The sequence below is a fragment of the Bradyrhizobium sp. 134 genome (assembly GCF_023074155.1).
Classification (GTDB): Bacteria; Pseudomonadota; Alphaproteobacteria; order Rhizobiales; family Xanthobacteraceae; genus Bradyrhizobium.
In genome coordinates this window covers 1-25,098 of sequence record NZ_JADPKX010000006.1, presented here as the reverse complement: position 1 = coordinate 25,098, position 25,098 = coordinate 1, and the positions used below count along the sequence as shown (strand labels likewise).

Here is a 25,098-nt window from a genome sequence, read left to right as displayed (position 1 = left end):
ACTCCGGCACCTCAGCCCATCACCGCGCGAGCGCGCTTGCCATGGAAATATTGCCTCAGCCAGGGATGCTGCGAGGCCTGCATGTCGGCGATCGACCCTGCCGCAATGATCTTACCGTTGCCTAAAACGGCGATGCGGTCACATGCTGTGTAAAGGCTATCGAGGTCGTGGGTTACCATGAAAACGGTCAGCCCCAAAGTCCGCTGCAACGTCCTGACCAGCTCGTCGAAGTCGCCGGCGCCGATCGGGTCCAGGCCCGAGGTCGGCTCGTCCAGGAAGACGAGATCCGGGTCGAGCGACAGCGCGCGCGCCAGCGCCACGCGCTTGATCATGCCGCCCGACAGTTCAGAGGGAAAGCGATCGGCGACCTCAGGCTTGAGACCCACCATGGTGAGCTTGGCGATGGTGATCTCGTCCATCAGCCGCTGCGACACCCGCAGATATTCGCGCATCGGAAACTGGATGTTCTGCCGCACCGTGAGCGAGGAGAACAGCGCGCCCTGCTGAAACAGCACGCCCCAGCGCCGCTCCACGTTGCGACGCTGCGAGGTATTGGAGGCATCCAGGTCGACGCCGAACACCTCGATGCTGCCTGCGACCTTGGGCACGAGGCCGATGATCGTGCGTGTGAGCACGGACTTGCCCGCGCCGGAAGGGCCGACGAAGCCAAGAATCTCGCCGCGCCTGACGTCGAGGTCCAGCCCGTCGAGCACGCGCGTCGCGCCGAATTGCACGGTGATGTCGCGGACGCGAATGATCGGGTTCTGAATTTCGGGAGCCATCGTCACATCCCGATCGCGGCGAAGAAGATGGCGAACACGCCGTCCATGACAATGACGAAAAAAATGCCTTTCACGACAGACGACGTCGTGTGCTGCCCGAGCGATTCCGCGCTGCCCTGCACCGCGAGCCCCTCGACGCAGGCGACGATGCCGATCACCGCGGCCATGACAGGTGCCTTGACGATGCCAACGATGAAATGGTCGATCGAGATAGCGTCGCGCAGCCGCAGCAGGAAAGCCTCCGGCTGCACGCCCCCATAGAGCCAGGCGACCAGGCCGCCGCCATAGAGCGCGGCCATCGCGCCGAGGAAGGCCAGGATCGGCAGCGCGAGAACGAGCGCGAGCATGCGCGGCAGCACCAGCACCTCGATCGGATCGAAACCCATGGTGCGCAGCGCGTCGATCTCCTCGCGCATCTTCATCGAGCCGAGTTCGGCGGTGTAGGCGCTGCCCGAGCGGCCCGCGACCATGATCGCGACCAGCAGCACGCCGATCTCGCGCAGCACTAGCACGCCGAGCATGTCGACGACGAACAGGTCGGCGCCGAACCTGCGGAAATGGAAGATGCCCTGCTGGGCGATGATGCAGCCGATCAGGAAGGTGATCAGCACCACGATCGGCACGGCGCGCCAGCAGACCTGCTCGAGATGATGCACGGTCGAGGTCAGGCGGAACGAGCGCGGATGAATTAGGGTGCGCGCGACCGCCGCGAGCACCGCGCCGAGCATGTCGATCAGGCCTGCGACCGTGCCGGCAACACCGGCCACGGCCCGGCCGATCTGCTCCAGCATGCCGGTGATGGTGATCGTGCTGGCGTCGATGACGGGTGTCGCCCTGACCCGTCGCACCTCGTCCACGAGGCTCGAATAATTGGCGGACAGCCCCGCGATCTGCGCCTCGACGGCGCCCTGCGTCAGGCTGCGGCGCAGCCGCTCGATCAGCCAGGCACCAAAGGTGTCGAGCTTGGAGACCTCGGAAACGTCGATGAAGATGCTTTGTGGGCCGCCGGCAAGCTTCTCGGCGTCAGCCACCATCCGCTCCAGGACCGGCGCGAAGCTCGCGGTCCAGGTTCCGGTGGCGCAGAGTGCCAGCGCATTGCCCTTCGCAATCCGTTCCAGCTTCGGATCGCCGTTCAAGATGTCCGCTCCCGTGCCGGGGCGCGAGAAACGGATGAAATCAGATGGTTGCGCACGCGCCCTTACCCAGAGAAGGTATCCCCAACTGGTTAACCTTAGTTGCTAGAGGTAACCAGCAGGTTCAGATTTCGCCAGAGTTCAAAATGACTTCCAGCAAAGTTCCTGCCCTCGCCGCGCGAATCGAGCTCTTTCCCATCGCGGGCAGTTTCACCATCAGCCGGGGCGCGAAGACCGAGGCCGTGACGGTCGTGGCAGAGGTCAGCCGGGACGGCCTGACCGGCCGCGGCGAATGCGTGCCCTATTCCCGCTATGGCGAGACGCCCGAGGCGACCCTTGCCGCCATCCAGGCCATGCAGGCGGCCGTGGCCCGCGGCCTCACCCGTCAGGCCCTGCAAGCCGCCATGCCGCCTGGAGCGGCCCGCAATGCCCTGGATTGTGCCCTGATCGATCTGGAAGCCAAGACGGCCGGCGTGCGGGCCTGGAGCCTGCTCGACCGCCCGGCGCCGGGGGAGCGCACCACGGCCTACACGATCTCGCTGGGCACGCCCGAGGCCATGGCGGCGGCGACCGCCAAAGCGGCGCACCGGCCGCTGCTCAAGATCAAGCTCGGCGGCGACGGCGATCCGGAGCGGATCACGGCCGTGCGCGAGGCGGCACCCGAATCCGAGTTGATCGTGGATGCCAACGAGGCCTGGACCGAGGCCAATCTGGAGCACAATCTTGCCGCCTGCGAGGCCGTCGGCGTCACCTTGGTCGAGCAACCGTTACCCGCCGGCAAAGACGACGCGCTGGCGCGGATCAAGCGGCCGCTCGTGGTCTGCGCCGACGAAAGCGTGCACGACCGCAACTCGCTCGCAGCCTTGCGCGAGCGCTACGACGCCGTGAACATCAAGCTCGACAAGACCGGCGGCCTCACCGAAGCGCTGGCGATGGCCGATGCCGCTCAGGCGCTCGGCTTCGAGATCATGATCGGCTGCATGGTCGCGACCTCGCTGTCGATGGCGCCGGCGATGCTGGTGACGCCGCAGGCGCGCTTCGTCGATCTCGACGGCCCGTTGCTGCTGGCGCACGACCGCGATCACGGGCTTCGTTACGATGACAGCCTGGTCTACCCGCCGGACTCGTCGCTCTGGGGATGAGCTTTCAGCCGGTGCCGCGCCGACCAGATCACAAGCGCGCCGGCAGCGGCCATTGCGGCCATGACGTAATAGAGGCCGTCGCCAATGCGGGCGTAGATCGCGCCTGACGCGATCGAGGTGGTCGCACCCAGCAGCCCGTTGCACGCGGCGTAATAGCCCTGCCCCCGCGCGATCTGATGCGACGGCACGCGCTGCACCAACAGGCTCATCGTGCCGAGAATGGTCATCCCGAAGGTCAGGCCGTGGCCGAGTTGCACGACCGCCAGCAGCGCAAGCGGCGGATCATGCGCGGTGACGACCCAGCGCACGACCGCGCTCGCGCCTCCGATCGCCATGAGCGCGGACGGATGCAGCGAGAAGCGCGGCGACAGCGCGAACACGATGATCTCGGCGATCACCCCCAACGTCCAGAGGCCCGCGATCGTCAGCCCGCCGAGGCCCTGGACCTGCCAGTTAATGGCCGAGAACGTATAATACGCGACGTGACTGCCCTGGATCAGCGCGGCCGAAACGATGATGGCCCAGAAGCCGGCATCGCGCAGCAGCGCCTTGCTGGCGTGGACCGCCGTCGTCCTTCGCCTGACATCGTCGAGCGGCTGCAGCAGCATGCCGGCGGCGACCGCAACAACAGCCCAGGCGACGATGATCCAGATCAGATCGCGCGCCGCGATATGGTCCACGAGATAGCCGCAGGCGAGCGAGCCGGCCGCGAAGGCTGCCGAACCCCACAGCCGTACCGGCCCGTAATCGAGCCCGTAGCGGGCGACGCCACGCAGCGCATAGGCGTCGGTTAGCGGCATGGTCGGCGTCCACATCATGCAGGTCAGCGCATAGATCAGGAACAGCGCCAGCGGCTGCTGCTGCAAGCCGACCGCCGTGAACCCGATCGCCGTCGCCAGCACGGAGATCATCATGCCGGCGCGAATCGCATGTCGCTTTTCGGCAAAGGCGGTGATCTGCGGCAGCGTGGTGAAGCGTGTCATCGCCGGCAGCGCGTTGATGAGGCCGATCCAGGCCGCGTCGATACCGATCGCCTTCAGCCATACGGGAAAGAACGGCAGATGCGTTCCCGACACCGCGAACACCGCCGAATAGAACAGCGCGAGGCTGACGGCGAATCGCCGCTTCCGAGATGCTGCGATGGGGATTTGTGATTCGCCTGCCATCAAACCAATTGCGATTCGGCCGATATCGTGGTGATCGTTACAGTAACGCGTACTGATTTGCGCGACGAGATTGACATGGCCAACGAAGCATTCGCCCTCTCGCCTATGTCTGCCCGTGCGGCCGAGCCGAACGAGCAGGATTACGACGCGATCCGCGAAGCCTTCATGGAGACCGCGCGCGGCCGCTGGTTCCTTGGCGAATATGCCAAGCGCAACCGCAATGCGGATACCCGCATGGTGCTCGACGCGGTCGCGAAAATCGAAGAAACCCTTGCGGCACAGCGCCAACCCGTCGTCGAGGATCGGCTGCCCGAGGCGCTGGTCGCGATCCGGCACGCGATCCGCGAAGCCGAGACGATCGCGATCGCGGCGTTCGATCCCGGGGCGATCGAGGCGAGCCTCGCGCCGATCCCGCGCGGCCTGCGCATCATCAAGGAGATCTCCTGGCGCTGGCGCGAGATCGGCGCCGACGGGCGAATCTGCGACCTGATTGATTCGCAGCTCGCCTCCATCGAGGCGGCCTGCGCGCAGGTTTCGACCATCGACCCCCGCGCCGACCTCAAGGCCGCATTCGATCTGCTCAAGGAGCGGATCGACCAGACCGACGCCGACGCAACGCCGCAGCCCGCGCGCCCCTCGCCGGCTCCGGTGCAGGAGGCACCCTCGCCCGTTGCGGAAGCTCCGCCTGCGGAGGCCGTGCCTGCGGCGATGGCCAGCGAAGCAGCCGTGGCTTTTGCGGAGGCGCCGCAGGACATCGCAGAGGCGATCGAGCCCGAAGCAGCCGTGGAGACGGCTGGCGTGGCTGACACCTTCTCTATTGCCGAGCAGGCGACGGACGCCGCCCTGGAGCAGGCGACCCTCGCCGAGAGCCGGATCGCGCCTGAAGACATCGCTTTTGAAGAGCCGGCCACTGAGGCCTTCGCGGAAGTGACGGACGAATTTTCGCTCGAGGCCGCCGCCGAAGCCGAGGACGAAGCCATCCTCGAGGCCATCGCGCTGGAGATGGCCGCGCCAGATCCGGAATTCGACGAGATCATCGAACCGGTCGAGATGGAAGCGACGGTTCTGGAGCCGGTTGTTGCGGAGGCCGCAGCGCCCATCGCAGCCGAGATACCGGAGCCGATCGCACCCGAGCCAGTCGCCGCCGCAGCGATCGTGGAGGAGCCTGTAGAGGAAGCGCCGATCGCGATGGAGTCGCTGGCGCGCCTCACCAACGCCATTGCGGAAGCCGCCGCCGAGGTGATGGAGCAGCCAGCGCCGGTGATGGCAGCCACTGCGACATTCGGCGCGGCGCAGGCCACGACGCTGCCGATGCCCTCGCCGGTTCCGGAAGTCTCGCTCGGCGCCACCATCCTCGCCAGCGGCATCCTGCAAAAGCCCCGCGCCGCCGCCAACGACCCCATAGCGCCCATCCGCCGCATGACCCAGGCCGAGAAGATCGCGTTCTTCTCGTAAGGGGGACGCCTGCTCGAGTATCCCGGACGAGCGAAGCGCAGACCCGGGACCCAGGAGCCACAGCCTCCGTCGCAACATGTGCCCCGGCTCTGCAGCGCACCGTCGAAGAGACGCTGCGCTGCGTCCAGGGCACAAGAGCGGGTGAGGAAAACACTCTCTCCTCGACGTCATTGCGAGCGCAGCGAAGCAATCCAGAATTTGTCCGCGGAGGCACTCTGGATTGCTTCGCTACGCTCGCAATGACGGAGGCTCAGCCCATCATCCGCAATTCCACACCGCACCGATCGGCGTCCGCGTCCAGCATGGCCCAAAACTGCCGCCATTGTAGCGGCCGCCGCCGAAGCCGGGCCGGCCGAAATAGCGCCACTCACCATCCCAGCCGTAATATTGCGGGACCGGATCGATGTACCAATGGCGCCGGTCGCTAGGCGACATCCGCCGCATCGCTTCCTTCTGCTTGTAGAGCGGAATGCTGTTGCTCAGCGGCTGGCGATAGCCGGGCAGGAAGCCATAGCCATGCCAGGCTTGCTTGGGACGCTTTTGGATCGAAGCAGCCGGCGCGACAGCCGGCAGCAGCGACAGGACAATAGCGACAGATAGACACATAAGGCGCGACATGGACCGACCATAAACAGTCGGATGCCGGCAGGCCATTCAAATTCGGGTGGGCGATGTAACAAAGCCCATCCCGAAACCGAAGAGATCGAGAACGGAAATCCATCACCGAGGGTCAAGGAAACATGATTGGTGAAGTGATTGTCATTGGCGATCTGCAATTGCGTGACGGCGCCTCTGTCGGCGAACACGACCGACTCGGCGAGCGCATGTACGACATCGTCAGCCGTCTTCCCGGCTTTCTGTCGGTCAAGTCGTTCAAAGCCGACGACGGCGAGGAGCTCACCGTGTTCCGTTTTGCCTCGGAGGAAGCGCTCGAAGCCTGGCGCACCCACCCCGAACATGTCGAGACGATGAAGCGGGGACATGCCGAGTTCTACGCCAGCGGCTTCCTGCAAATCTGCAAGGTGATCCGCGAGGTCGGACCGTTCGAGCACGCGTGACGCAGTCTCGCATCGTTCGATCGTGCGCTTCTAGCTGATCACACCCTTCCTGATCAGGAAGCATCCGTAACTGCTGCTGTCGCCGACCTGCACGACGCCAAAGCTCGCCGCCGCCGCGCGATAAAAATCCGGCCGGGAGAGTTTTCCGGGCGTGACCGGCCGGCCGGCGGCGCGTTCGATCTCGGCGAGCACCGCGCGCTGCACGTCGGGGACGCGATCGGGATCGTCGACCGGCATCATCACGCGCACCGGATCGGGATCGAAATCGTCGAGCGGATAGACCGACATGATGGCGCGGATCGCGGTCTCCATGCTCATGCCCGGCAACTGGATCAGGCGCCGCGAGTGCGTGCTCTGCGCGATGCGTGCCGCCGGGTGATTGGCATCGACGAAAACGAGGTCGTCGCCATGGCCCATCGAAGCCAGCAGCCAGAGCAGGTCGGGCGTGAGGATCGGATCGATCGATTTCAGCATGTGACGACTGTCCTCCCATCGTGCACCCACCCCGGCGGGTTCCAAGCGTGATTCAGATCACGCAGCCTACCATGGTGATGGCGATCACGGACCTCAAACTCGAACGCGGCCAAGCTCCCGGGCAACCAATCTCGTATCGAGATCAGTGCCAAAGGAGCACGCCATGTTCCGCCTAAAACCTTTCCTGATGACGGCCAGCCTGCTGGGAAGCCTGTTCGGCTTCGCCTGCGGCCCTGTTTCCGCGCAAGTCGCTCCGGTCGAGCCGGCCCCCACCGCGCTGCAAGGCCCGGAACAGCGCGTGGCGCTGGTGATCGGCAATTCGAACTACCAGAACGCGCCGCAGCTCGCCAACCCCGACAATGACGCGGAGTCCATGGCGAAATTCCTGAATTCGGCCGGGTTCGAAGTGGTCGCCGCGACCGACCTGACCCAGAACGACATGCTTCGCGTGGTGCAGGACTTCTCCGCCAAAGTGTCGGCGCGCGGTCCGAACACGGTGGCGATGGTCTACTACGCCGGTCACGGCGTGCAGCTCGCCGGCGAGAATTACCTCGTTCCCGTCGACGCCAAGGTCTCGAGCCAGACCGAGCTCGTCAACAACTCCGTCCGTCTGGTCGACGTGATGTCGACGCTGGAGACGATCCCGAGCCGCATGCGCATCGTCATTCTCGATGCCTGCCGCAACAACCCGTTCCCGAACGTGAATGATGCCGGCCGTGGTTTGGCCATCGTCGATGCCCCGAACGGTTCGATCGTCGGTTACTCGACTGCGCCGGGCGCGGAAGCGCAGGATGGCACCGGCGGCCACAGCCCCTACACGCAGGCCTTCCTGAACGTCGCGCGCGAGCCCAATGTGCCAATCGAGCAGCTGTTCAAGCGCGTGCGCCTCGAAGTGAACCAGACCACCAGCGGCGCGCAGATCCCGTGGGAGAGCTCGTCGCTGACGTCCGACTTCACCTTCTTCGGCGACACCGCCGTTGCCGCCAACCGCGCGCCGGTGAATGCGCCTGTGGTGCAGATGGCCTCCAACCTGCCGAGCCGCTCGACCCGCCAGGCCTATGACTACGTGGTGTCCGAAGCCCGCCCGGAGTACTATCAGGAGTTCATCACGATGTATCCGCACGACCCGCTGTGCGATCACGTCCGCTGGCTGCTCAACAACCTGCTGCTCACGCAGGCCTGGCACAAGACGGTGCTCGCGAACTCGCCGGTCGCCTACAAGAACTTCTACGACAGCTACGGCAATACGCCCTATGCGCAGGTCGCGCTGAAGCTCCAGATGCAGCCGAAACAGATCCCCTTGATGCAGGCGACCAAGTTCCTGGCGCCGCAGAATATCGCCCCGACCGTCAAGATCGGCAATCTCGGCCAGCCCAAATACATGCCGCTGCAGCAGGGTAATGGCGGCGCGCAAGTGAACGGCAATTTGTCGATCGTGCAGAAGTCGGGCGACAACAACGGCATCGGCAAGCTCGGCAATGGCGGCCAGATCGTCAACCTGCCGGCGGGCAACAACCAGCCGAACGGCACGCCGTCGCAGACCCCGGGCAAGATCGTGACCCTGCCCGCGCCGACCAACACCACCAACAACAATGGCGGCGTCGGCAAGATCGTGACGCTGCCTGCGACCAACAAGACGCCGAACGGTACTGCTAACGGCACGACCAATGGCACGACCAATGGCACGACCAATGGCACTCCTGGCAAGATCGTGAGCATGCCGGTGAATGTCGGCAAGGGTGGCACGAGCATCGATACGAAGCCCGTCAAGGTTCAGACGCAGAACAACCCGATCCGCATCGACAACGGCGCGAAGATCAACAACAACCCCGTGAACAAGGTGCAGGTGCAGAACAACACCCGCCCGCAGTTCAACACGACCAACCGGATCGTCAATAATAGCGGCAGCAACAACTTCCGGCAGTCGATGAACCAGAGCCCGGGCGGTAACGGCGGCAACAACCACCGCGGCTTCATGCACTGATCGCGGTCGGCCACACACGATAAAGGGCAGAGCGGTGACGCTCTGCCCTTCTTCATGTCAGAAGATTGGATTATCAGGCCACCAGCTCGGCAAACAGATCGGCGTCGACATTGCCGCCGGAGAGCACGATGACGACGTTCTTGCCGGCAACTTCGAGTCGCCCCGCAAGCAGCGCGGCCAGGCCGACCGCTCCGCCCGGCTCCACCACGAGCTTCAGCTCGCGATAGGCAAACGCGACGGCCGCGCCGACTTCCTTGTCCGAGGCGGTCACGCCGCGCGCGAGCAGCTTGCTGTTGATCGCGAACGTCATCTCGCCGGGGATCAGGGCCATCAGCGCATCGCAGATAGTGCGGCCTGCCGGCCCGTGCGGCTCGCGATGACCTGCGGTCAGCGACAGGCCGTGATCGTCGAAAGCCTCGGGTTCGGCGACGACGATTTGCGCCAGCGGATAGCGCGCCTTCACGGCCGTCGCGACGCCCGCGATCAGACCACCGCCGGAGGCCGGCGCCACCACGATGTCAGGGGCGAGACCAAGTGCCGCCATGTCCTCGGCGATCTCGCGGCCGGCGGTGCCTTGGCCGGCGATCACGAAGGGATCGTCATAGGGCCTGACCAGCGTTGCGCCGCGCTTCTCGGCGATGCCGCGCGAGATCGCCTCGCGGTCGTCGCGGTCGCGGTCGTACAGCACGACCTCGGCACCGTAGGATTTGGTGCGCTCGCGCTTCGACAACGGCGCATCCGCGGGCATCACGATGGTCGCCTGCATGTCGAGGATCTTGGCCGCCGCCGCCACGCCCTGGGCGTGATTGCCGGAGGAGAACGCCACCACGCCGCCGGCGCGCTTGTGCTGCGGGATCGAGGCGACCTTGTTGAAGGCGCCGCGGAACTTGAACGAGCCGGTGCGCTGAAGCATCTCCGGCTTGAGATAGACCTTTGCGCCGACGCGTTCGTTGAGCACGGGAAAGGACAACAGCGGCGTACGGACGGCGAAGGGTGCGATCACGCGCGCTGCGGCATCGATATCGGCAGGGCCGATCGGGAGGAGCTGTTCTGTCATGCCTGATGTTATCGCGGCGGAGGAGGCGCGGGCAAGGCATCTCCGCGCGAGCATTCTGGGCTCTCAGGCGACGAATCGCGCCGGCTCCGCCCCGTTCCGGCCCGGCAGCACCGCGCCGACCGCCAAAATGCTGTCGATAAAGGCCCGGGCCGAGGCCTCCCAGGTGTAGTTGGCGGCGAATTCGACACAGTCCTGCCGGGAGATGTCCAGCGCGGCGAAGCAGGCGCTGCGCAGATCGTGATCGAGCGCGCCGACCGGCGCATCGCCGATCACGTCGCGGGGCCCCTTCACCGGAAGCGCCGCGACCGGCAGGCCGCTCGCCAGCGCTTCGAGCAGGACCAGGCCGAAGGTGTCGGTTTTGCTCGGAAACACGAAGACATCGGCGGCAGCGTAAATGTCCGCCAGTTCCTCGCCGTGCTTTTCGCCGAGGAAGATCGCGTCCGGATGGGCCTCCTCCAGCGCGACACGCGCCGGACCATCGCCGACGATCACCTTGGTGCCGGGCAGGTCGAGGTCGAGGAAGGCCTCGAGATTCTTCTCCACCGCGACCCGGCCCACCGAGAGGAACACCGGCGCCGGCAGGCAGAGATCAATCGCACGGGGATGGAACAAATGGGTGTCGACGCCGCGAGGCCACAGCACGACATTGTCGAAGCCGCGCTCGGTCAGCTCGCTGGCGAGCGCCGGCGTTGCCGCCATCACGGCGCGGCTGGGGCTGTGGAATCGGCGCAGCGCCCGCCAGATCAGCGAGCCCGGCACCGGCACGCGAGCGCGGACATATTCGGGAAAGCGGGTGTGGAAGCTGGTCGTGAAGGGCAGCTTGCGCTGGCGGCAATAGCGGCGGACCATGAGGCCGATCGGCCCCTCCGTCGCGATGTGGATGCTGTCCGCCTGCGCCTCTTCGATCAGCTTCGCGATTCTGCCCGGCCGCGGCATGGCCAGCCGCACGTCCCGATAGCTCGGCATCGCAAAGGTGCGGAACGATTGCGGTGTCAGGTACGAGAATTCGACGTCGAGGCTTTTGGCACCGTCAGCAAGTTTGGTCAGCGTCCGAACCACACCGTTGACTTGCGGGTGCCAGGCGTCGGTCGCGACCAGGATGCGCATCAGGCTGCCTTTGTCATGCAGCTCTGGCTGCAACCTGCGGGACCTGCGCCGGCTTCTCGGCCTGGTCCGCCCAGGTGATGATCTCGAAACGGCCGTCATCGTGCTCGACCAGCGCCGTGCAGCTCTCGACCCAGTCGCCGCAATTCATGTAGCGGATGCCGCCCTCGTCGCGGATCACCGCGTAATGGATGTGGCCGCAGATCACGCCGTCGGCGTCGTGGCGCCGCGCCTCGGCGGCGAGCGCCTGCTCGAATGCGCCGATATAGTTGACGGCGTTCTTGACCTTCTGCTTGGCCCATTGCGACAGCGACCAATAGGGCACCTTGAACATGCGCCGGAAGAAGTTGACGAAGCGATTGAGCTGGATCGCGAAGTCGTAGGCCTTGTCGCCGAGATGAGCGAGCCAGCGGGCGTTCTGCACCACGAGGTCGAAGATGTCGCCGTGGATGACGAGATAGCGCTTGCCGTCCGCGCCGGTGTGGACGGTGTTCTCGACCACGTCGATGCCGCCGAAATGCGTGCCGTAATAGTTGCGCAGGAACTCGTCGTGATTGCCGGGGATGTAGATCACCTTGGCGCCCTTGCGCGCCTTGCGCAAAAGCTTCTGGACGAGATCGTTATGCGATTGCGGCCAATGCCAGCTCGATTTCAGCGCCCAGCCGTCGACGATATCGCCGACGAGATAGATCGTGTCGGCATCATGGAAACGCAGGAAATCGAGCAGAAGGTCGGCTTGAGAACCGCGGGCTCCGAGATGAACGTCGGAGATGAACAACGTGCGAAAGCGCCGCTCCGGGCTCTCGTCACTCACATCGTAACTTCCCATGCGCCAGCCTGTAACAATGTCCCGTGACAGGGGGATGACCAATTGAACCTTTGAGGCACCTTCGGAACCGAATCGCGCTTGCCTCGCCCACCCCGCGAATATCAGTCGCATGCGACAATCAGGCGACATGGCGTCGCAGCGGCCTCCGCAAGAACCCGGAGCTGCGGCGCGCTCGCGACCGGCGTCAGTAGAATTTGTGGAAATGATGGATCGGGCCGTGGCCGTGGCCGACGCTGAAGCGATCGGCGGCCGCGATCGCCGCGCTGATCCAGGCCTTGGCTTTGCGCACGGCGCGCTCGAGATCCTCGCCCCTGGCGAGCCCGGCGGCGACCGCCGAGGACAGCGAGCAGCCGGTGCCATGGGTGTTGCGAGTGGCAACGCGCGGCGCGGCCAGCGCGATCGTGGTGCTGGCATCGACTAGATAGTCGATGCTCTCGGCGCCCTCGCCGTGCCCGCCCTTGATCAGGACCGCCCTGCAGCCGAGCGCCAGCAGCCGGCGCCCCTGGCTCTCGATTTCGGCCTCGCTGGCCGCGACCGGTTCGCCGAGCAGAGCCGCGGCCTCGGGCAGATTGGGTGTGATCACCGAGGCCAGCGGCATCAGCTTGATGCGCAGGGCGTCGACGGCTTCGGAGGCGAGCAGGCGATCACCCGATGTCGCCACCATCACGGGATCGAGCACGATATGCCGGGGCGCCCAGCGCGACAGCGCGGCCGCGATCGCATCGATGCTGGCGGCTTGCGCCACCATGCCGATCTTGACCGCGCCGACCTCGAGATCGGAAAACACCGCATCGATCTGCGCGGTGACGAATTCGGCGGGCACCGCGTGAATGCCGGTGACGCCGCGGGTGTTCTGCGCGGTCAGCGCCGTGATGGCGGACGCGCCAAAAACCCCCAGCGCGGCAAAGGTCTTCAGGTCGGCCTGGATGCCGGCGCCGCCGCTCGAATCGGAGCCGGCAATGGTCAGCGCGACGGGCGTTGTCATGGGGCGATCTTCAGCGTTTTCGAAGCCATGGACCGTCCTAGCGCGCCTCCCTCGGCCCAGCAAGTTCGCTTGCTAAATCCGGCCGGGTTTGGCCTATTAGCCGCCAGATATGCTTTCGGAGAGACCGCGATGGTTCCCTTTTTCGTCCAGATCAAATGCAAGCTCGGCCAATCCTATGTAGTCGCCAATGCGCTTGCCGAAGCCGAGATCGCCTCCGAGATCTATTCCACGGCCGGTCAATACGACCTGCTGGTGAAGTTCTACGTCGACAACGACACCGATATCGGCCACTTCGTCAACGAGAAGGTGCAGGTGCTGCCCGGCATCCAGGACACCCTCACCATCATCACCTTCAAGGCGTTTGGCGCGAGTTGACCGTCGAGAAAACGGCGGCCCTGATCAGGCGCCGCCCTCCTTGCGCTTGGGGCGCCGCGGACCGTCCACCGGCGGCAGCGATTTGAGATAGTCCGCCATCGCCGCGAGATCGTCGTCCGGCAATTGCGAGGTGTTCTTGATCACCCGCGTCATCGCGCCCCCGACGCTGTCGCCGTCGGGCAATTCGCCGGTCTTCAGGAAATAGGCAATATCCTTCGCGCTCCACTCGCCGAGGCCCTTCTGGGTGATGTTGGGCACCCATCCCTCGCCTTCCGGATTGGGGCCTCCCGCGAAGCGTTGTCCGGCGATGATGCCGCCAAGCGCGTTGCGTGGGCTGTGGCACTCCGCGCAATGGCCAAAGCTGCTGACGAGATAGGCGCCGCGATTCCACTGCGGCGACTTCGCGCCGTCGGCGACGAAGGGCTTGCCGTCCAGAAATAAGAATTTCCAGATGCCGACGTTGCGGCGGATATTGAACGGAAAGCGCACGTCGTGGTCGCGCACCTTGCCTGCAACGGCCGGCAGCGTTTTCAGGTACGCAAAGAGATCGAGCACGTCCTCGCGCCTGGCGTGCTGATAGGACGTGTAGGGAAAGGCCGGAAAATAATGCCGGCCGTCCGGCGAGACCCCGTGCATCACAGCATTGACGAATTCGGCCTCGCTCCATTTGCCGATGCCGTCGGTCGGGTCGGACGAGATGTTCGGCGCATAGAACGTTCCGAACGGCGACTTGATCGCAACGCCGCCGCCGAGCCTGAGACGATCGGGCTGGTCGGGGACGGCATGGCATGAGGCGCAGCCGCCGGCTTTAAATATCACCTGGCCATTGGCAAGATCAGGGGCGCGGGCGGGCGCGGTGCCAGCGGCCGCCACCACCGGCGCGCTGAGCCACCAATAAACGCCGGCTCCGGCGAGTGCGGCGAGCAGCGCCACGGAGGTTGTTCGTCGCAACATGCGGTCCTTTCGTCGTCGCGGCGAAGCTTATGACCGATGCCCTCGCGGCTCCAGCCACGAAGAATTTAGCCCACCGCGGCCTGGAACGGGAATAAACTGAAATGCCGGCTGTTGGAAGTTTGGCGGCCCAAACGGGTTCAGCAGGGAGAAAAATCATGAACAAGATCGTCATTGCCATGTCAGTGCTTGGCGCCGTTGCTTTTGCGGGTTCGGCCAGCGCCGAAAAGCTGAAAGCAACGCTCGACGCCAAGTCCGAGGTCCCCGCAACGACCAGCAGCGGCACTGGAACGGCCGATCTGGATTACGACGCCGCCAGCAAGAAGCTGTCCTGGAAGGTCACCTATTCCGGCCTGTCCGGCCCCGCCACCGCCGCGCATTTCCACGGACCCGCCGAGGCCGGCAAGAACGCCGGTGTCGCGGTCGCGATTCCCAATGCGACGTCCAGCCCGGTCGAGGGCTCGGCGACATTGACCGACGCGCAGGCCGCCGATCTGCTCGGCGGCAAGCTCTACGTCAACATCCACACCGCGGCCAATCCGGGCGGCGAGATCCGCGGTCAGGTGACGAAGTAAACTTCGCACAGACCAGCAAAAAAGGGCGGCTGCCATCGCAGCCGCCCTTTTCGATTCCCGTAGCGCCGGCGCGGGCGTCACACCTCAGGTTCGGCCGCGTTCAGCGCCTGCGCGAGGTCGGCGATCAGGTCCGACGGGTGTTCGATGCCGATCGACAGCCGGATCGTGGAATCGAGCACGCCGATCTTGCGGCGGATGTCGGCGGGAACGCCGGAGTGGGTCATGGTGGCAGGCAGGCTCGCAAGCGACTCCGTTCCACCGAGGCTCACCGCCAGCTTGAGGATCTGCAGCGCGTTGAGGAATTTCATGGCGGCAGCCTTGCCGCCGACGATGTCGAACGAGAACGTGGATCCCGCCCCTGTGCATTGCCGCGCAAACACAAGTCCGTCCGGCGACGCCGCCTCGTGATGACCGAGATAGTGCACCTTGGCCACTTTGGGATGATCGCGCAGATAGTCCGCCACGAGGCGCGCATTCGCATCGGCCTTTTCCATGCGCAGGCTCAGCGTCTCGAGCGACCGGTTGATCATCCAGCAGGAATGCGGATCGAGCTGAGTGCCGATGGCGCCCCGCAGCGCCTTGATGCCTTTCACGACCGCCTTCGCGCCGAGCGCGGCGCCCGCGATCAGGTCTGAATGACCGCCGACATATTTCGTGAGCGAGTACAGGGAAATATCGGCGCCGTGCTCGATCGGCCGCTGAAACACCGGCCCGAGCAGGGTATTGTCGCAGGCGATGATCGGAACGTGGCCTTGGGTCTTTCCGATGGTGTCGGCGACACGGCGCATCATCGCGATGTCCACCAGCCCGTTGGTCGGGTTGGCCGGGGTTTCGATCAGGATCATCGAAACGCGGCCCTTGCGCATGGCCTCCTCCGCGGCCTGGCTGACCACGGCTTCGTCAACGCCATCGGCGAAGCCGACGGCGCCGATCGACAGACGCGCAAGCGTATTCGTCAGCAGCGTTTCCGTGCCGCCATAAAGCGGCTGGGAGTGCAGAATGACATCGCCGGGGCGGACGAACGCCAGGATCGTGGTTGCGATGGCCGCCATGCCGGACGAGAACAGCGCGCAGCTCTCGGTGCGCTCGTAGATCGCGAGCCTGTCCTCGACGATTTCGCTGTTGGGGTGATTGAAGCGCGAATAGACCAGGCCCGCGCCCATCCCTTCCGGCGGCTCGCGCCGGCCGGAGACGAAATCGAAGAAGTCCTGCCCGTCCTCGGCCGTCTTGAACACGAAGGTCGAGGTCAGGAACACCGGAGGCTTGACGGCGCCTTCCGACAATTGCGGATCATAGCCATAGGTCAGCATCAGCGTTTCCGGATGCAGCATATGGTTGCCGATGTGCGTCTTCGACGGGAACGGTTTGACCATGGCTTGTCTCGCTGTTGCTGATTGAGCTGCTCGCCGCGGGTTGGAACTCCTGATGTCGCAACGCGGTCAGGAGCGAGATGCGTCGGCGTCAAAAGCTCACGCCAATGCCGCGGCGGCTGGAGCCAAGATAGCTGCTCCGGCAGCGATCCGTCAGGCCTTGCAGACAGAATTTCCAGTGCTGCGCGCCAACATGAAAAAAGCGGCTGCTGTCGCAACCGCTTTTTCCCGATTCCCAGTAGCCCGGATGGAGCGCAGCGCAATCCGGGCTACGAATCTTTTTCTTCCGTCAACCGTTCTTCACGCGAAACGTCTCGTGGCAGCCGCCGCATTCCTTGCCGACCGCGGGGAAATTCGCCTTGAGCGAGTCCAAATCCTTGATCTTGCCCTTGGCCTCGCCGACGACCTTGGCGAAGCTCGCGACCTTGGCATCGAAGCCGGCCTTGTCCTCCCACACCTTCGGCGAGGCGCTGTAGTCGCCCTCGGGCTTCATGCCCTTGGCGCTCGCCGGAAACAGGTTCGGCAGCTTCTTGGCGGTATCCTCGAACTGCGCCAGCGCGCTGTCCACCGTGGCCTGGTCGTAGGGCTTCTCGCCCTTGACCATCGCTGCCACTGCGCCGGCGTTCTTGCCATTGCCCTTCATCAGGGTCTGGACCTCCTTGACGGAGTCCTGTTGTGCCCAAACCGCGCCCATACCTAGCAGGAGCGCGCCCCCAACAACCAACACTCGCTTCATTCGCAAAGTCCCTTTCCTTGATGCAGGATTGCCTTGATGCAGGATCGCCGTGCTGCACGATCGTGCTGACCCCTCAATGGGGCCAACACCGCTCGGCAGACTTCATTCCCGTGGAAGATTGTCACAGGCTGTGACGGCGATGGTGCTCGTTGACGGCGATCCACACCCGCTCCGGGGTCGCCGGCATGTCGATGTGGTCGATCTTGTACTCGCGCCAGAGCCCGTCGACGATGGCGTTGACGACGGCCGGGCAGGACCCGATCGCGCCGGCCTCGCCCGCGCCCTTCACCCCCAGCGGATTGGTCTTGCAGGGAACGTTGGCGGTCTCGAACACGAAGTCCGGCCCGTCCGCCGCGCGCGGCAACGCGTAGTCCATGAAGGTCGCGGTGACGAGCTGGCCGTCGCCCGCGCCATAGACGACCTGCTCCATCAACGCCTGGCCGATGCCCTGCATGGCGCCGCCATGGACCTGGCCAGCCAGCAGCAGCGGATTGAGCGTCATGCCGAAATCGTCGACGATCACGTAGTTGACGATTTTGATGATGCCGGTGGCCGGATCGATCTCGACCTCCGCGACATGGGTGCCGTTCGGATAGGTGCCGTCGGCGCTGGCAAAGGTCGCGCTCGCATTGAGCTTCGACGGATCCGCGCCGGGTCGCTTGGCGAGATCGGCGAACGAAATCGAACGGTCGGTGCCGGCGATGCGCACGATGCCGTCGGTGATCTCGAGGTCGCCGGCGCTGGCTTCCAGCGCCTGGGCCGCGATTTCCTTCAGCTTCTGCCCGAGTTCGCGGGTCGCGCGCTCGACGCTGACACCGCCCGACGGGATCGAAGCCGAGCCGCCGGTGCCGAGGCCCGTGGCGATCATGTCGGTGTCGCCCTGGTGGACGTGCACGCGCTCGGGCGCCACGCCGAACTGCTCGGCAACGATCTGCGCATAGGCCGTCTGGTGGCCCTGCCCGCTCGACTGGGTCCCGATCAGGACCGTGATATCGCCATTGGGGTCCATCCGCACATTGGCGGTCTCCTCGCCCATGGTGCCGCAGACCTCGACATAGCTCGCAAGTCCGATGCCGCGGATCAGGCCATTCTTCTTGGCCGCCTTGGCGCGCTTGCCAAACTCTTTCCACTCGGCGATCTCCATCGCGCGCTTCAGATGCGCGGCGAAGTCGCCGGAATCGTAAACCTTGCCGGTCGCGGTCTTGTAGGGCAGCGCTTTCGGCTGAATGAAATTCTTGCGGCGGATGGCATCCACCGTCATGTTGAGTTTTCGCGCGCAGGCGTCCACGAGACGTTCGATAACGTAAGCCGCTTCGGGCCGCCCGGCACCGCGATAGGCATCGACCGGCACGCTGTTGGTGAAGATGGTGCGCACCCGGCAGTGGAACGCCTGGATGTCGTAGAGGCCCGGCAGCATGCCGGCGCCGCCATGCGGGATATAGGGCGCGAAGGTCGACAGATAGGCGCCCATGTCGCCCATCAGGTCGCAATCCATCGCGAGGAACTTGCCGTCCTCGGCCAGCGCCATCTTCGCGGTGGTGACGTTGTCGCGGCCCTGCGCGTCGCCCATAAAGTGCTCGGTGCGGTCGGCCGCCCATTTCACCGCCTTCTTCAGCTTTCGCGCGGCGACCGCCAGGAGGGCGTATTCCCGATAGGGAAACAGCTTTGTGCCGAAGCCGCCGCCGACGTCGGGGCAGATCACCCGCATCTTGTCGGTCGGAATGTTGAGCACGTTTTGGCAGAGGATGTCGCGCAGGCGATGGCTGCCTTGGCTGCCGACCGTCAGCGTCAGATGGTCGCGCTTGGCGTCGTATTCGCACACCGCCGCGCGCGTCTCCATGAAGTTCGCCACGACGCGCGGATTGACGATCGAGATCTCGGCCACCGCATGCGCTTTGGCAAAGGCCGCTTCGGTCGCTTTCTTGTCACCGATCGAGACGTCGAACAGCACGTTGCCGGGCTTGTCCGGCCAGACCAAGGCTGCGCCCTTCTTCACGGCGTTGACGACGCCGGTCACCGCCGGCAGCGGGCTCCATTTGACCTCGATCGCCTCGATCGCGTCGCGGGCCTGGTCGATGGTCTCGGCGACCACGAAGGCGATGGAATCGCCGACATGGCGTACCTCGTCCTTGGCGAGGATCGGGTAAGGCGGCCCGGTGAAGGGATCGGTCTCGAGATTGAACAGGCAGGGCAGATTGCCGAGATCCCCAACGTCATCGGCGGTCAGGATCAGCGCGACGCCGGGAAGAGTGCGGGCTCGGCTCGCATCGATGGTGTATTTGGCATGCGCATGCGGCGAGCGCAGCATCAGGCAGCGAAGCGCGGCCTGCGGCGCATAATCGTCGGTATAGCGGCCCTTGCCGCGGATGAGCGCGTCATCCTCCTTGCGCAATACGCTTTGGCCAACGCCGAACTTGATGGGAGCCGCCATTTTCTCGTCCCGTTTCTCATGGTTGTTTTGCCGGCATATTGCCGTGGAAAAACTGGCAAGGCAAACGGGTTTAGCCATGCGAAAACCGTCCAGCGCCCTCACCTGTCAGAGCAGGATGGAACGGGAGCGCCGCAGCTCGGTCATTTCGCTGTGAGGATCGGTCCGTTTGATGGCATGATAGTTGCCGAACCCGCCCGCAGTGCACGCCTGAGAACAAGCAGCCGTGCCGACGGCTGCTTGTTCACAAAGCGCATCTCCGCTTCGGATGGCTCATCAGTTACATTCCCCCGCGGCTCCATAGATCTCTGGCGTGATCCCTCAGCCTATCGATAGCCCGTTCCGGCGAGATGTAGTCGACCTCGCCACGCGTTATGCCGATATCCATCAACTCCCTGTCACTCAGGTCCTGCAAGGCGATTTGTGGGCCCTGCCGCCAGCGCCAGTCCTGGAGCGCACGCCAGTATTGCGCGAGCAAGCCTGGGATGCTCCACGTCGAGGCAAGTTCGAGAGGGAGCCTCTCGGTCTCGGATGTCATGTTCGTCTGTTGAGGTGGCATCGCACGCTCCTGCTGTTGTGCCGGCAGGGAAGCGTGGCCAAACAAAAGGCCCCGTCCGATGCCGGCGGGGCCTGGTGAAAAGATGTCGTCGTCGAATTCCTAGCGCACGACTCCTTCCACGGCCCAGCCGAAGCGGGTCATGTGGTTGCGGTTGAGTTTGCGCGACGATTTGATCATGCGCTGCGAGTACCACAGCAATCGCGCAAAATCAAGAGATGTGTAGAGGTTCGCTGCATCCTGGAGGCGAGTCCCTTATCCTGGCGCTTTCTTGCCCCTACACACGCCCTCAGGACTTCGTCTGCTTCGCTTCTACGTATCGTGCGAAGTTGTCGAGGATTGCCTGCCAACCGCCTTGCTGCTGCTCGACCGAATGCGTCGATTCGCCATCGAAGACCACGCGGACGAGAATGCCCTTTGGGCCGGGCACAAACTCGACTTCGGCTTTTCGCTCGCCGAACGCGTATTCGATCCGCTTATGCTCGATGATTTTCGTGTAGGTACCGGCGAAGTCAAAGCCCATGCTGCCGTCCTTGGCCTCCATGCGCGATGAGAAGACACCGCCTTCTCGCAGGTCGACGGTCGCCTTGGTCGTATGCCAGTCGTCGGACGCGGCGTTCCACTTCATGATGTCGGCCGGCGTCGTATAAGCGCGCCAGACCTGATCGATCGGGGCTGCTACGTTGGTTTCGACGGTGATCCTCATAAACAGTGCTCCTGGTTCGATTTTTGCCGGCTCAAGGTGACGGCATCACGTCAATTGTGCGGGGTCCATCCGCCGCACTTCCGAGATGTGTCGATCCAAGGACGATCGAGACTGGCCCATGCCGACAAGGTCGAGCCGTCAATGCGTTGAAAATATGAAAAAGCTAGCCCCGCACCAGCGAGACCAGCCAGCGGCGGCCGAACAGGGCGAGGATGGCGAGCGCATAGACGATCGTGCCCCCGACGGCCAGCAGAAGCAGCGTCGATTCGTCCCGGAAGGGCATCGCGCCCAACGAAGGACCGCCAAAGCGCGCGATGAGCCAGAAGGCTGCCGCCAGGATGATCCCGGTCAGCAGGAATTTGGCGAGCGACAACAGCCAGGCGCGGTCCAGCACGAGAAAGCCTCGCCGCACCGCGAAGAACAGCACCAGCAGCAGGTTGGTCCACACGCCGACGGCAGTGGCCAGCGCAAGCCCGATCTGGGCCAACGATCCCATCAGGGCGACCTTGAGCGCGACGTTGACCGCGATGCCGGTCAGGGAGGCGCGAACCGGCGTTGCCGTGTCCTTGCGCGCATAGAAGGTCGCGACCGCGCTGCGGATCAACACGAAGGGGATCAGGCCGATGGCATAGGCCGCGAGCGTGGCGCCGGCGGCGGCGGCATCGGCTTTCGAGAACGCACCGCGAGCGAACAGCGCGCGCATGATCGCGTCGGGCACAGTGAGGAAGGCGGCGACGAACGGCACCGAGAACAACAGCGTGAAATCGAAGGCGCGGCGCTGAGCCTTCATCGCGCCGTCATGGTCGTTGGCCGTGATCCGCCGCGACATCTCCGGCAGCAGCACCGTGCCGATGGCAATGCCGATCACGCCGATCGGGAGCTGGTTGAGGCGGTCGGCGTAATACAGCGCCGACAGCGCGCCCGCAGGCAGGAAGGTCGCGATGATGGTGTCGGCAAACAGCGCCAGCTGCGTGCCCATCGAGCCCAGCGTCGCAGGCCCGAGTGCCCTAAAGAATGCGCGGACGTCTTCGTCGAGCTTGAGTGGCGCAAAGCGCGGCAGGCCGCCGTGGCGGGCGAGATCGCCGGCGAGCAAGAAATACTGCAAAAAGCCGGAGATCAGGACGCCCCAGGCGGCGGCGTGGCCCGCGCTGGGAAACCAGGCGGCAAGCGCCAGCGTCATCATCATCGAGACGTTGAGGAAGATCGACGCGGCTGCGGCGCTCGCGAAGCGCTGCATCACGTTGAGCATGCCGCCATAGAGCGTCACCAGCGTGATCAGCAGCAGATAGGGAAAGGTGATCCGGGTCAGCTCGATCGCGAGCTTGCGCTGCTCGGCGTCCTCGGAAAAGCCGGGGGCCAGAAGGCTCATGGCTTGCGGCATGAACAGCCAGGCGACGATCAGCAGCACCACCTGCGAGGCCAGCAGCAGCGTGAAGATGCGGTCGGCGAACAATCTTGCCGCCCCCTCCCCGCGCTCGCCATGGACGTGCGCATAGGCCGGCACCCAGGCCGCGTTGAAGGCGCCCTCGGCAAAGATCGCACGGAAATGGTTGGGCAGCCGCAGCGCCACGAAAAAGGCGTCGGCCACGGGGCCGGCGCCGAGAATCGCCGCAAGCATGATGTCGCGGGCAAATCCCGTCAGCCGCGAGAGCAGCGTGTAACCACCAACCGTGAAGATACGTCCGAGCATCGTTCCCTTCTAAAGGAAGAGCTCGCGCAGCAAAACGGCGAATTCAGGTTGAAAGCGCGCCGCGCACGGCCGCGATGATTCGCTCCTGATCGGCTTCGGTCAGGTAGGCGTGCATCGGCAGGCTGATGACGTCCTGCGACAGGCTCTCGCAGCCCGGCAGGCCGCCCTCGGCCACCGGGTACTGCTTGTAGGCCGTCTGCTGATGCATCGACTTGCCGTAATAGATCGCCGTCGGCACGCCCTGGGCCTTCAGCGCGGCGGCAAAGCCGTCGCGGTCGGTGCCCTCAGGGAGGCGGATCGTGTACTGCGCCCAGACCGAGGTGTTGCCGGGAGCAACGCGCGGCACGGTGACCACATTGCTGAGACCGCGCGCGTAGCGCTCGGCGACCTTGTTGCGGGCGGCGATCTCGTCGTCGAAGATCTTCAGCTTCTCGATCAGGATCGCGGCCTGCATGGTATCGAGCCGGCCGGTCAGGCCGAGGCGGACGTTGTCGTATTTGTCCACGCCCTGCCCGTGCACGCGGATGCTGCGCAGCGTCGCCGCGAGCTCGTCGTCATCGGTGAAGATCGCGCCGCCGTCGCCGAAGCAGCCGAGCGGTTTTGCGGGGAAGAAGCTGGTCGCGGTGGCGAGTGCCAACGTGCCGAGCTTGCGGCCCTTGTAGCTCGCGCCAAAACCCTGCGCTGCGTCGTCGAGCACGAACAGGCCTTCAGCCTTGGCGATCTCGGCGATGGCATCGTGATCGGCCGGCTGGCCGAACAAATCGACCGGAATGATCGCGACCGGCTTGAGGCCGGCCTTGCGGGCGGTCGCGATGCCGCGCTTTAGCGATTCCGGGCTCATGTTGAAGGTGGCTTCGTCAACGTCGACATAAACCGGCGTCGCGCCGGTCCGCGCCACCGGCGAAGCCGTCGCGATGAAGGTGAAGGACGGACACAGCACGGCGTCGCCGGGCCCAACATTCTTCGCCATCATCACCATCAGGATCGCATCGGTGCCGCTGGCGCAGCCGATCACATGCTTGGCGCCGCAATATGCCGCAAGCTGCTTCTCGAGCTCGGCGACTTCAGGGCCGTTGACGAACTGACAATGGTCGAGAACCCGCTTCACGGCAGCATCGAGCGAGTCGCCGAGCCGGCGGCGCTGCGAGGCGACGTCGATGAAGGGAATGGGTTCGGAACGCAGATGCTGGTTCATGGCCTGGTTCTTGGCGCCTTCTTGAGTGGTCGGCATGGATGAGGAATCAACCGGCGACGCGGCGCGGACCCTTGCGGGCCGACGACGTGGCCGCGGGCCGCGACGGCGTTTCCAGGCACTGCGTCGCGATCTCGAGGCTGGCGACACCTTCGTCGCCGGTGACCGCCGGCGTCTCGCCGTTGCGCACGGCCTTGAGGAACGCGATCAGCTCGGCGCGGAGCGGCTCGTCATGGCCGACCGGAAGATGCCGCATCGAATAGCTGCCGTCAGGCTTGAAGCCGAAACATTCGGTGACCTGGCGCGTCAAGAGATCGCCCATCACGTATTTGCCGCGGGTCGCGACCGTGACGCTACGCGCCTTGAACGGCGTCAGCCAGTTGGTGTTGATGTGCGCGAGCACGCCGTTGGCGGTGCGGAACTGCAAGAGCGCGATGTCCTCGCGCTCGGCGACCGCACTCGACAATTGCGGCTGCACCTCGACGATGTCGGACTCGGTGAACCAGCGGATCAGATCGATGTCGTGCACGGCGAGATCGATGACGACGCCGACATTGGACATGCGCGGCGGAAACGGGCCGACGCGCGTGATCGCGATCGACAGAATATCCTCGCCCGCGATCGCCTGCTTGACGGCGGCGACCGCCGGATTGAAGCGCTCGACATGGCCGACCATCAGCGTCACGCCGGCCTTTTGAGCCGCCGTGACGATCTCGCGGCCTTCCGCGACCGTGGACGCAATCGGCTTCTCGACCATCACGTGGATGTTCTTGGCGATGCAGGCGAGCGAGACCTCGTGATGCAGATGGGTCGGCGCCGCGATGGTGACGGCATCGACGCCTTCCGCCAGCAGCTGGTCGAGCGTCTCGAAGCTCGCGCAATTGGCAAGCTCCATCGCCCGGGTGCGATGTGCCGGCGAAGGATCGACGACGCCGACGAGGTTGACGCCGGGAAGACCCGCGAGCACGCGCGCGTGGTTGCTGCCCATCACGCCGGCGCCAATGACGCCGACGCGCAAGCCGGCCTTTGCCGGTGCCGATCCTGTGGAACTCATTTGAGCAAACCCCGATTCAACGCAAATCCCCGGGGCGCTTCTAGCACGGACGCCACATTTGTGGCGAATGGGGAGCTAGCGGTCCGGACACGATTTGATTCAAAAAGTTACACGTTTCCCGGGCCTTAAGCCCCTGAAAGAGACCACTCTTTTGGCCCGGGTCGCGTGATTCGGAGTGTGCTGGTTACGACCTTTGATAGTCGTCTTCAATCCGGATGATGTCGTCTTCCCCGAGATAGCTTCCAGTCTGGACCTCGATCAGCTCCAGCATGATTTTACCGGGGTTCTCCATCCGG

The 25,098-nt window shown here is 64.8% G+C and carries 25 protein-coding genes; 6 read left to right on the top strand and 19 right to left on the bottom strand.

Annotated features, from left to right (window positions below; genetic code table 11):
* Positions 1-11: 11 nt before the first annotated feature.
* A complete protein-coding gene (locus tag IVA75_RS00895) occupies positions 12-782 on the bottom strand; it encodes an ABC transporter ATP-binding protein (protein WP_027518968.1) in 771 nt (256 codons plus the stop codon).
* Between the two features lie 2 nt (positions 783-784).
* Positions 785-1,918, bottom strand: coding sequence for an ABC transporter permease (locus IVA75_RS00890; protein WP_247287397.1), 1,134 nt, complete (start codon positions 1,916-1,918; stop codon positions 785-787).
* Positions 1,919-2,061: 143 nt separating this feature from the next.
* Here IVA75_RS00890 and dgcA point away from each other — a divergent pair, with 143 nt between their 5' ends.
* Positions 2,062-3,057, top strand: coding sequence for an N-acetyl-D-Glu racemase DgcA (dgcA, locus tag IVA75_RS00885; protein ID WP_247287398.1), 996 nt, complete (start codon positions 2,062-2,064; stop codon positions 3,055-3,057).
* Here dgcA and IVA75_RS00880 read toward each other — a convergent pair.
* Complete coding sequence (locus tag IVA75_RS00880; protein ID WP_247287399.1) at positions 3,027-4,223, bottom strand: MFS transporter; 1,197 nt, start codon at positions 4,221-4,223, stop codon at positions 3,027-3,029. The two genes, dgcA and IVA75_RS00880, sit on opposite strands and share 31 nt — an antisense overlap.
* Positions 4,224-4,298: 75 nt before the next feature.
* Between IVA75_RS00880 and IVA75_RS00875 the strand changes: the two genes are divergently transcribed.
* Complete coding sequence (locus tag IVA75_RS00875; RefSeq protein ID WP_247287400.1) at positions 4,299-5,678, top strand: hypothetical protein; 1,380 nt, start codon at positions 4,299-4,301, stop codon at positions 5,676-5,678.
* Between the two features lie 258 nt (positions 5,679-5,936).
* Here IVA75_RS00875 and IVA75_RS00870 read toward each other — a convergent pair whose 3' ends face one another.
* Entirely contained in the window at positions 5,937-6,296 is a 360-nt protein-coding gene (locus tag IVA75_RS00870) for a hypothetical protein (protein WP_007612410.1), read from the bottom strand.
* 122 nt (positions 6,297-6,418) lie between these two features.
* On the opposite strand from IVA75_RS00870, the gene IVA75_RS00865 reads away from it, so the two are divergent.
* The gene (locus tag IVA75_RS00865) at positions 6,419-6,736 is read left to right on the top strand and encodes an antibiotic biosynthesis monooxygenase (RefSeq protein WP_247287401.1); all 318 of its coding nucleotides are present in this window, start codon (positions 6,419-6,421) and stop codon (positions 6,734-6,736) included.
* Positions 6,737-6,766: 30 nt separating this feature from the next.
* Here IVA75_RS00865 and IVA75_RS00860 read toward each other — a convergent pair whose 3' ends face one another.
* Positions 6,767-7,210, bottom strand: a complete 444-nt coding sequence (locus IVA75_RS00860) for an RbsD/FucU domain-containing protein (RefSeq protein ID WP_247287402.1) — start codon at positions 7,208-7,210, stop codon at positions 6,767-6,769.
* A 163-nt stretch (positions 7,211-7,373) separates the two neighbouring features.
* Between IVA75_RS00860 and IVA75_RS00855 the strand changes: the two genes are divergently transcribed.
* Complete coding sequence (locus tag IVA75_RS00855) at positions 7,374-9,194, top strand: caspase family protein (RefSeq protein ID WP_247287404.1); 1,821 nt, start codon at positions 7,374-7,376, stop codon at positions 9,192-9,194.
* Between the two features lie 73 nt (positions 9,195-9,267).
* Here the strand turns inward: IVA75_RS00855 and IVA75_RS00850 are convergent, their stop codons facing one another.
* The 4 genes from IVA75_RS00850 to thiD all read right to left on the bottom strand — a co-directional run bounded on the left by IVA75_RS00850 (position 9,268) and on the right by thiD (position 13,169).
* Positions 9,268-10,251, bottom strand: a complete 984-nt coding sequence (locus IVA75_RS00850; protein WP_247287406.1) for a threonine/serine dehydratase — start codon at positions 10,249-10,251, stop codon at positions 9,268-9,270.
* Positions 10,252-10,314: 63 nt separating this feature from the next.
* Positions 10,315-11,358: a glycosyltransferase family 1 protein gene (locus tag IVA75_RS00845; protein WP_247287408.1), complete on the bottom strand. Its 1,044-nt coding sequence runs from the start codon at positions 11,356-11,358 to the stop codon at positions 10,315-10,317.
* Positions 11,359-11,371: 13 nt separating this feature from the next.
* Entirely contained in the window at positions 11,372-12,184 is an 813-nt protein-coding gene (locus tag IVA75_RS00840) for a UDP-2,3-diacylglucosamine diphosphatase (RefSeq protein WP_247287409.1), read from the bottom strand.
* Between the two features lie 184 nt (positions 12,185-12,368).
* Complete coding sequence (thiD, locus tag IVA75_RS00835) at positions 12,369-13,169, bottom strand: bifunctional hydroxymethylpyrimidine kinase/phosphomethylpyrimidine kinase (RefSeq protein WP_247287411.1); 801 nt, start codon at positions 13,167-13,169, stop codon at positions 12,369-12,371.
* Between the two features lie 129 nt (positions 13,170-13,298).
* On the opposite strand from thiD, the gene IVA75_RS00830 reads away from it, so the two are divergent.
* Positions 13,299-13,544, top strand: coding sequence for an Lrp/AsnC family transcriptional regulator (locus IVA75_RS00830; RefSeq protein WP_007602021.1), 246 nt, complete (start codon positions 13,299-13,301; stop codon positions 13,542-13,544).
* A gap of 24 nt (positions 13,545-13,568) precedes the next feature.
* Here IVA75_RS00830 and IVA75_RS00825 read toward each other — a convergent pair whose 3' ends face one another.
* A complete protein-coding gene (locus IVA75_RS00825) occupies positions 13,569-14,498 on the bottom strand; it encodes a cytochrome c (protein ID WP_247287412.1) in 930 nt (309 codons plus the stop codon).
* Positions 14,499-14,653: 155 nt separating this feature from the next.
* On the opposite strand from IVA75_RS00825, the gene IVA75_RS00820 reads away from it, so the two are divergent.
* A complete protein-coding gene (locus IVA75_RS00820; RefSeq protein WP_027566840.1) occupies positions 14,654-15,070 on the top strand; it encodes a CHRD domain-containing protein in 417 nt (138 codons plus the stop codon).
* Positions 15,071-15,147: 77 nt separating this feature from the next.
* Here IVA75_RS00820 and IVA75_RS00815 read toward each other — a convergent pair whose 3' ends face one another.
* From IVA75_RS00815 to IVA75_RS00775, 9 genes are all read right to left on the bottom strand, one after another.
* Positions 15,148-16,443 carry a cystathionine gamma-synthase family protein gene (locus IVA75_RS00815; protein ID WP_247287413.1) on the bottom strand — a complete coding sequence of 432 codons (1,296 nt, stop codon included), beginning with the start codon at positions 16,441-16,443 and terminating at the stop codon, positions 15,148-15,150.
* A gap of 286 nt (positions 16,444-16,729) precedes the next feature.
* Complete coding sequence (locus IVA75_RS00810) at positions 16,730-17,176, bottom strand: cytochrome c (protein WP_007602016.1); 447 nt, start codon at positions 17,174-17,176, stop codon at positions 16,730-16,732.
* A gap of 121 nt (positions 17,177-17,297) precedes the next feature.
* The gene (locus tag IVA75_RS00805) at positions 17,298-19,607 is read right to left on the bottom strand and encodes a xanthine dehydrogenase family protein molybdopterin-binding subunit (RefSeq protein WP_247287414.1); all 2,310 of its coding nucleotides are present in this window, start codon (positions 19,605-19,607) and stop codon (positions 17,298-17,300) included.
* A 277-nt stretch (positions 19,608-19,884) separates the two neighbouring features.
* Positions 19,885-20,142, bottom strand: coding sequence for a DUF1127 domain-containing protein (locus IVA75_RS00800; protein WP_247358383.1), 258 nt, complete (start codon positions 20,140-20,142; stop codon positions 19,885-19,887).
* Positions 20,143-20,449: 307 nt separating this feature from the next.
* The gene (locus tag IVA75_RS00795) at positions 20,450-20,866 is read right to left on the bottom strand and encodes an SRPBCC family protein (RefSeq protein WP_247287415.1); all 417 of its coding nucleotides are present in this window, start codon (positions 20,864-20,866) and stop codon (positions 20,450-20,452) included.
* Positions 20,867-21,029: 163 nt separating this feature from the next.
* Entirely contained in the window at positions 21,030-22,556 is a 1,527-nt protein-coding gene (gene murJ, locus IVA75_RS00790; protein ID WP_247287416.1) for a murein biosynthesis integral membrane protein MurJ, read from the bottom strand.
* A gap of 43 nt (positions 22,557-22,599) precedes the next feature.
* Positions 22,600-23,787, bottom strand: coding sequence for a DegT/DnrJ/EryC1/StrS family aminotransferase (locus tag IVA75_RS00785; RefSeq protein WP_276577091.1), 1,188 nt, complete (start codon positions 23,785-23,787; stop codon positions 22,600-22,602).
* 10 nt (positions 23,788-23,797) lie between these two features.
* Entirely contained in the window at positions 23,798-24,802 is a 1,005-nt protein-coding gene (locus tag IVA75_RS00780) for a Gfo/Idh/MocA family oxidoreductase (RefSeq protein WP_247287417.1), read from the bottom strand.
* 184 nt (positions 24,803-24,986) lie between these two features.
* Positions 24,987-25,098 (bottom strand): hypothetical protein (locus IVA75_RS00775; RefSeq protein ID WP_247358623.1); only part of this gene is annotated, 112 nt, incomplete at its 5' end.

Coding starts and splice junctions, on each gene's coding strand:
- IVA75_RS00895 (WP_027518968.1), bottom strand. CDS start 782: ATGGCTCCCGAAATTCAGAACCCGATCATTCGCGTCCGCGACATCACC.
- dgcA (WP_247287398.1), top strand. CDS start 2,062: ATGACTTCCAGCAAAGTTCCTGCCCTCGCCGCGCGAATCGAGCTCTTT.
- IVA75_RS00880 (WP_247287399.1), bottom strand. CDS start 4,223: ATGGCAGGCGAATCACAAATCCCCATCGCAGCATCTCGGAAGCGGCGA.
- IVA75_RS00875 (WP_247287400.1), top strand. CDS start 4,299: ATGGCCAACGAAGCATTCGCCCTCTCGCCTATGTCTGCCCGTGCGGCC.
- IVA75_RS00870 (WP_007612410.1), bottom strand. CDS start 6,296: ATGTCGCGCCTTATGTGTCTATCTGTCGCTATTGTCCTGTCGCTGCTG.
- IVA75_RS00865 (WP_247287401.1), top strand. CDS start 6,419: ATGATTGGTGAAGTGATTGTCATTGGCGATCTGCAATTGCGTGACGGC.
- IVA75_RS00860 (WP_247287402.1), bottom strand. CDS start 7,210: ATGCTGAAATCGATCGATCCGATCCTCACGCCCGACCTGCTCTGGCTG.
- IVA75_RS00855 (WP_247287404.1), top strand. CDS start 7,374: ATGTTCCGCCTAAAACCTTTCCTGATGACGGCCAGCCTGCTGGGAAGC.
- IVA75_RS00850 (WP_247287406.1), bottom strand. CDS start 10,251: ATGACAGAACAGCTCCTCCCGATCGGCCCTGCCGATATCGATGCCGCA.
- IVA75_RS00845 (WP_247287408.1), bottom strand. CDS start 11,358: ATGCGCATCCTGGTCGCGACCGACGCCTGGCACCCGCAAGTCAACGGT.
- IVA75_RS00840 (WP_247287409.1), bottom strand. CDS start 12,184: ATGGGAAGTTACGATGTGAGTGACGAGAGCCCGGAGCGGCGCTTTCGC.
- thiD (WP_247287411.1), bottom strand. CDS start 13,169: ATGACAACGCCCGTCGCGCTGACCATTGCCGGCTCCGATTCGAGCGGC.
- IVA75_RS00830 (WP_007602021.1), top strand. CDS start 13,299: ATGGTTCCCTTTTTCGTCCAGATCAAATGCAAGCTCGGCCAATCCTAT.
- IVA75_RS00825 (WP_247287412.1), bottom strand. CDS start 14,498: ATGTTGCGACGAACAACCTCCGTGGCGCTGCTCGCCGCACTCGCCGGA.
- IVA75_RS00820 (WP_027566840.1), top strand. CDS start 14,654: ATGAACAAGATCGTCATTGCCATGTCAGTGCTTGGCGCCGTTGCTTTT.
- IVA75_RS00815 (WP_247287413.1), bottom strand. CDS start 16,443: ATGGTCAAACCGTTCCCGTCGAAGACGCACATCGGCAACCATATGCTG.
- IVA75_RS00810 (WP_007602016.1), bottom strand. CDS start 17,176: ATGAAGCGAGTGTTGGTTGTTGGGGGCGCGCTCCTGCTAGGTATGGGC.
- IVA75_RS00805 (WP_247287414.1), bottom strand. CDS start 19,607: ATGGCGGCTCCCATCAAGTTCGGCGTTGGCCAAAGCGTATTGCGCAAG.
- IVA75_RS00800 (WP_247358383.1), bottom strand. CDS start 20,142: ATGACATCCGAGACCGAGAGGCTCCCTCTCGAACTTGCCTCGACGTGG.
- IVA75_RS00795 (WP_247287415.1), bottom strand. CDS start 20,866: ATGAGGATCACCGTCGAAACCAACGTAGCAGCCCCGATCGATCAGGTC.
- murJ (WP_247287416.1), bottom strand. CDS start 22,556: ATGCTCGGACGTATCTTCACGGTTGGTGGTTACACGCTGCTCTCGCGG.
- IVA75_RS00785 (WP_276577091.1), bottom strand. CDS start 23,787: ATGCCGACCACTCAAGAAGGCGCCAAGAACCAGGCCATGAACCAGCAT.
- IVA75_RS00780 (WP_247287417.1), bottom strand. CDS start 24,802: ATGAGTTCCACAGGATCGGCACCGGCAAAGGCCGGCTTGCGCGTCGGC.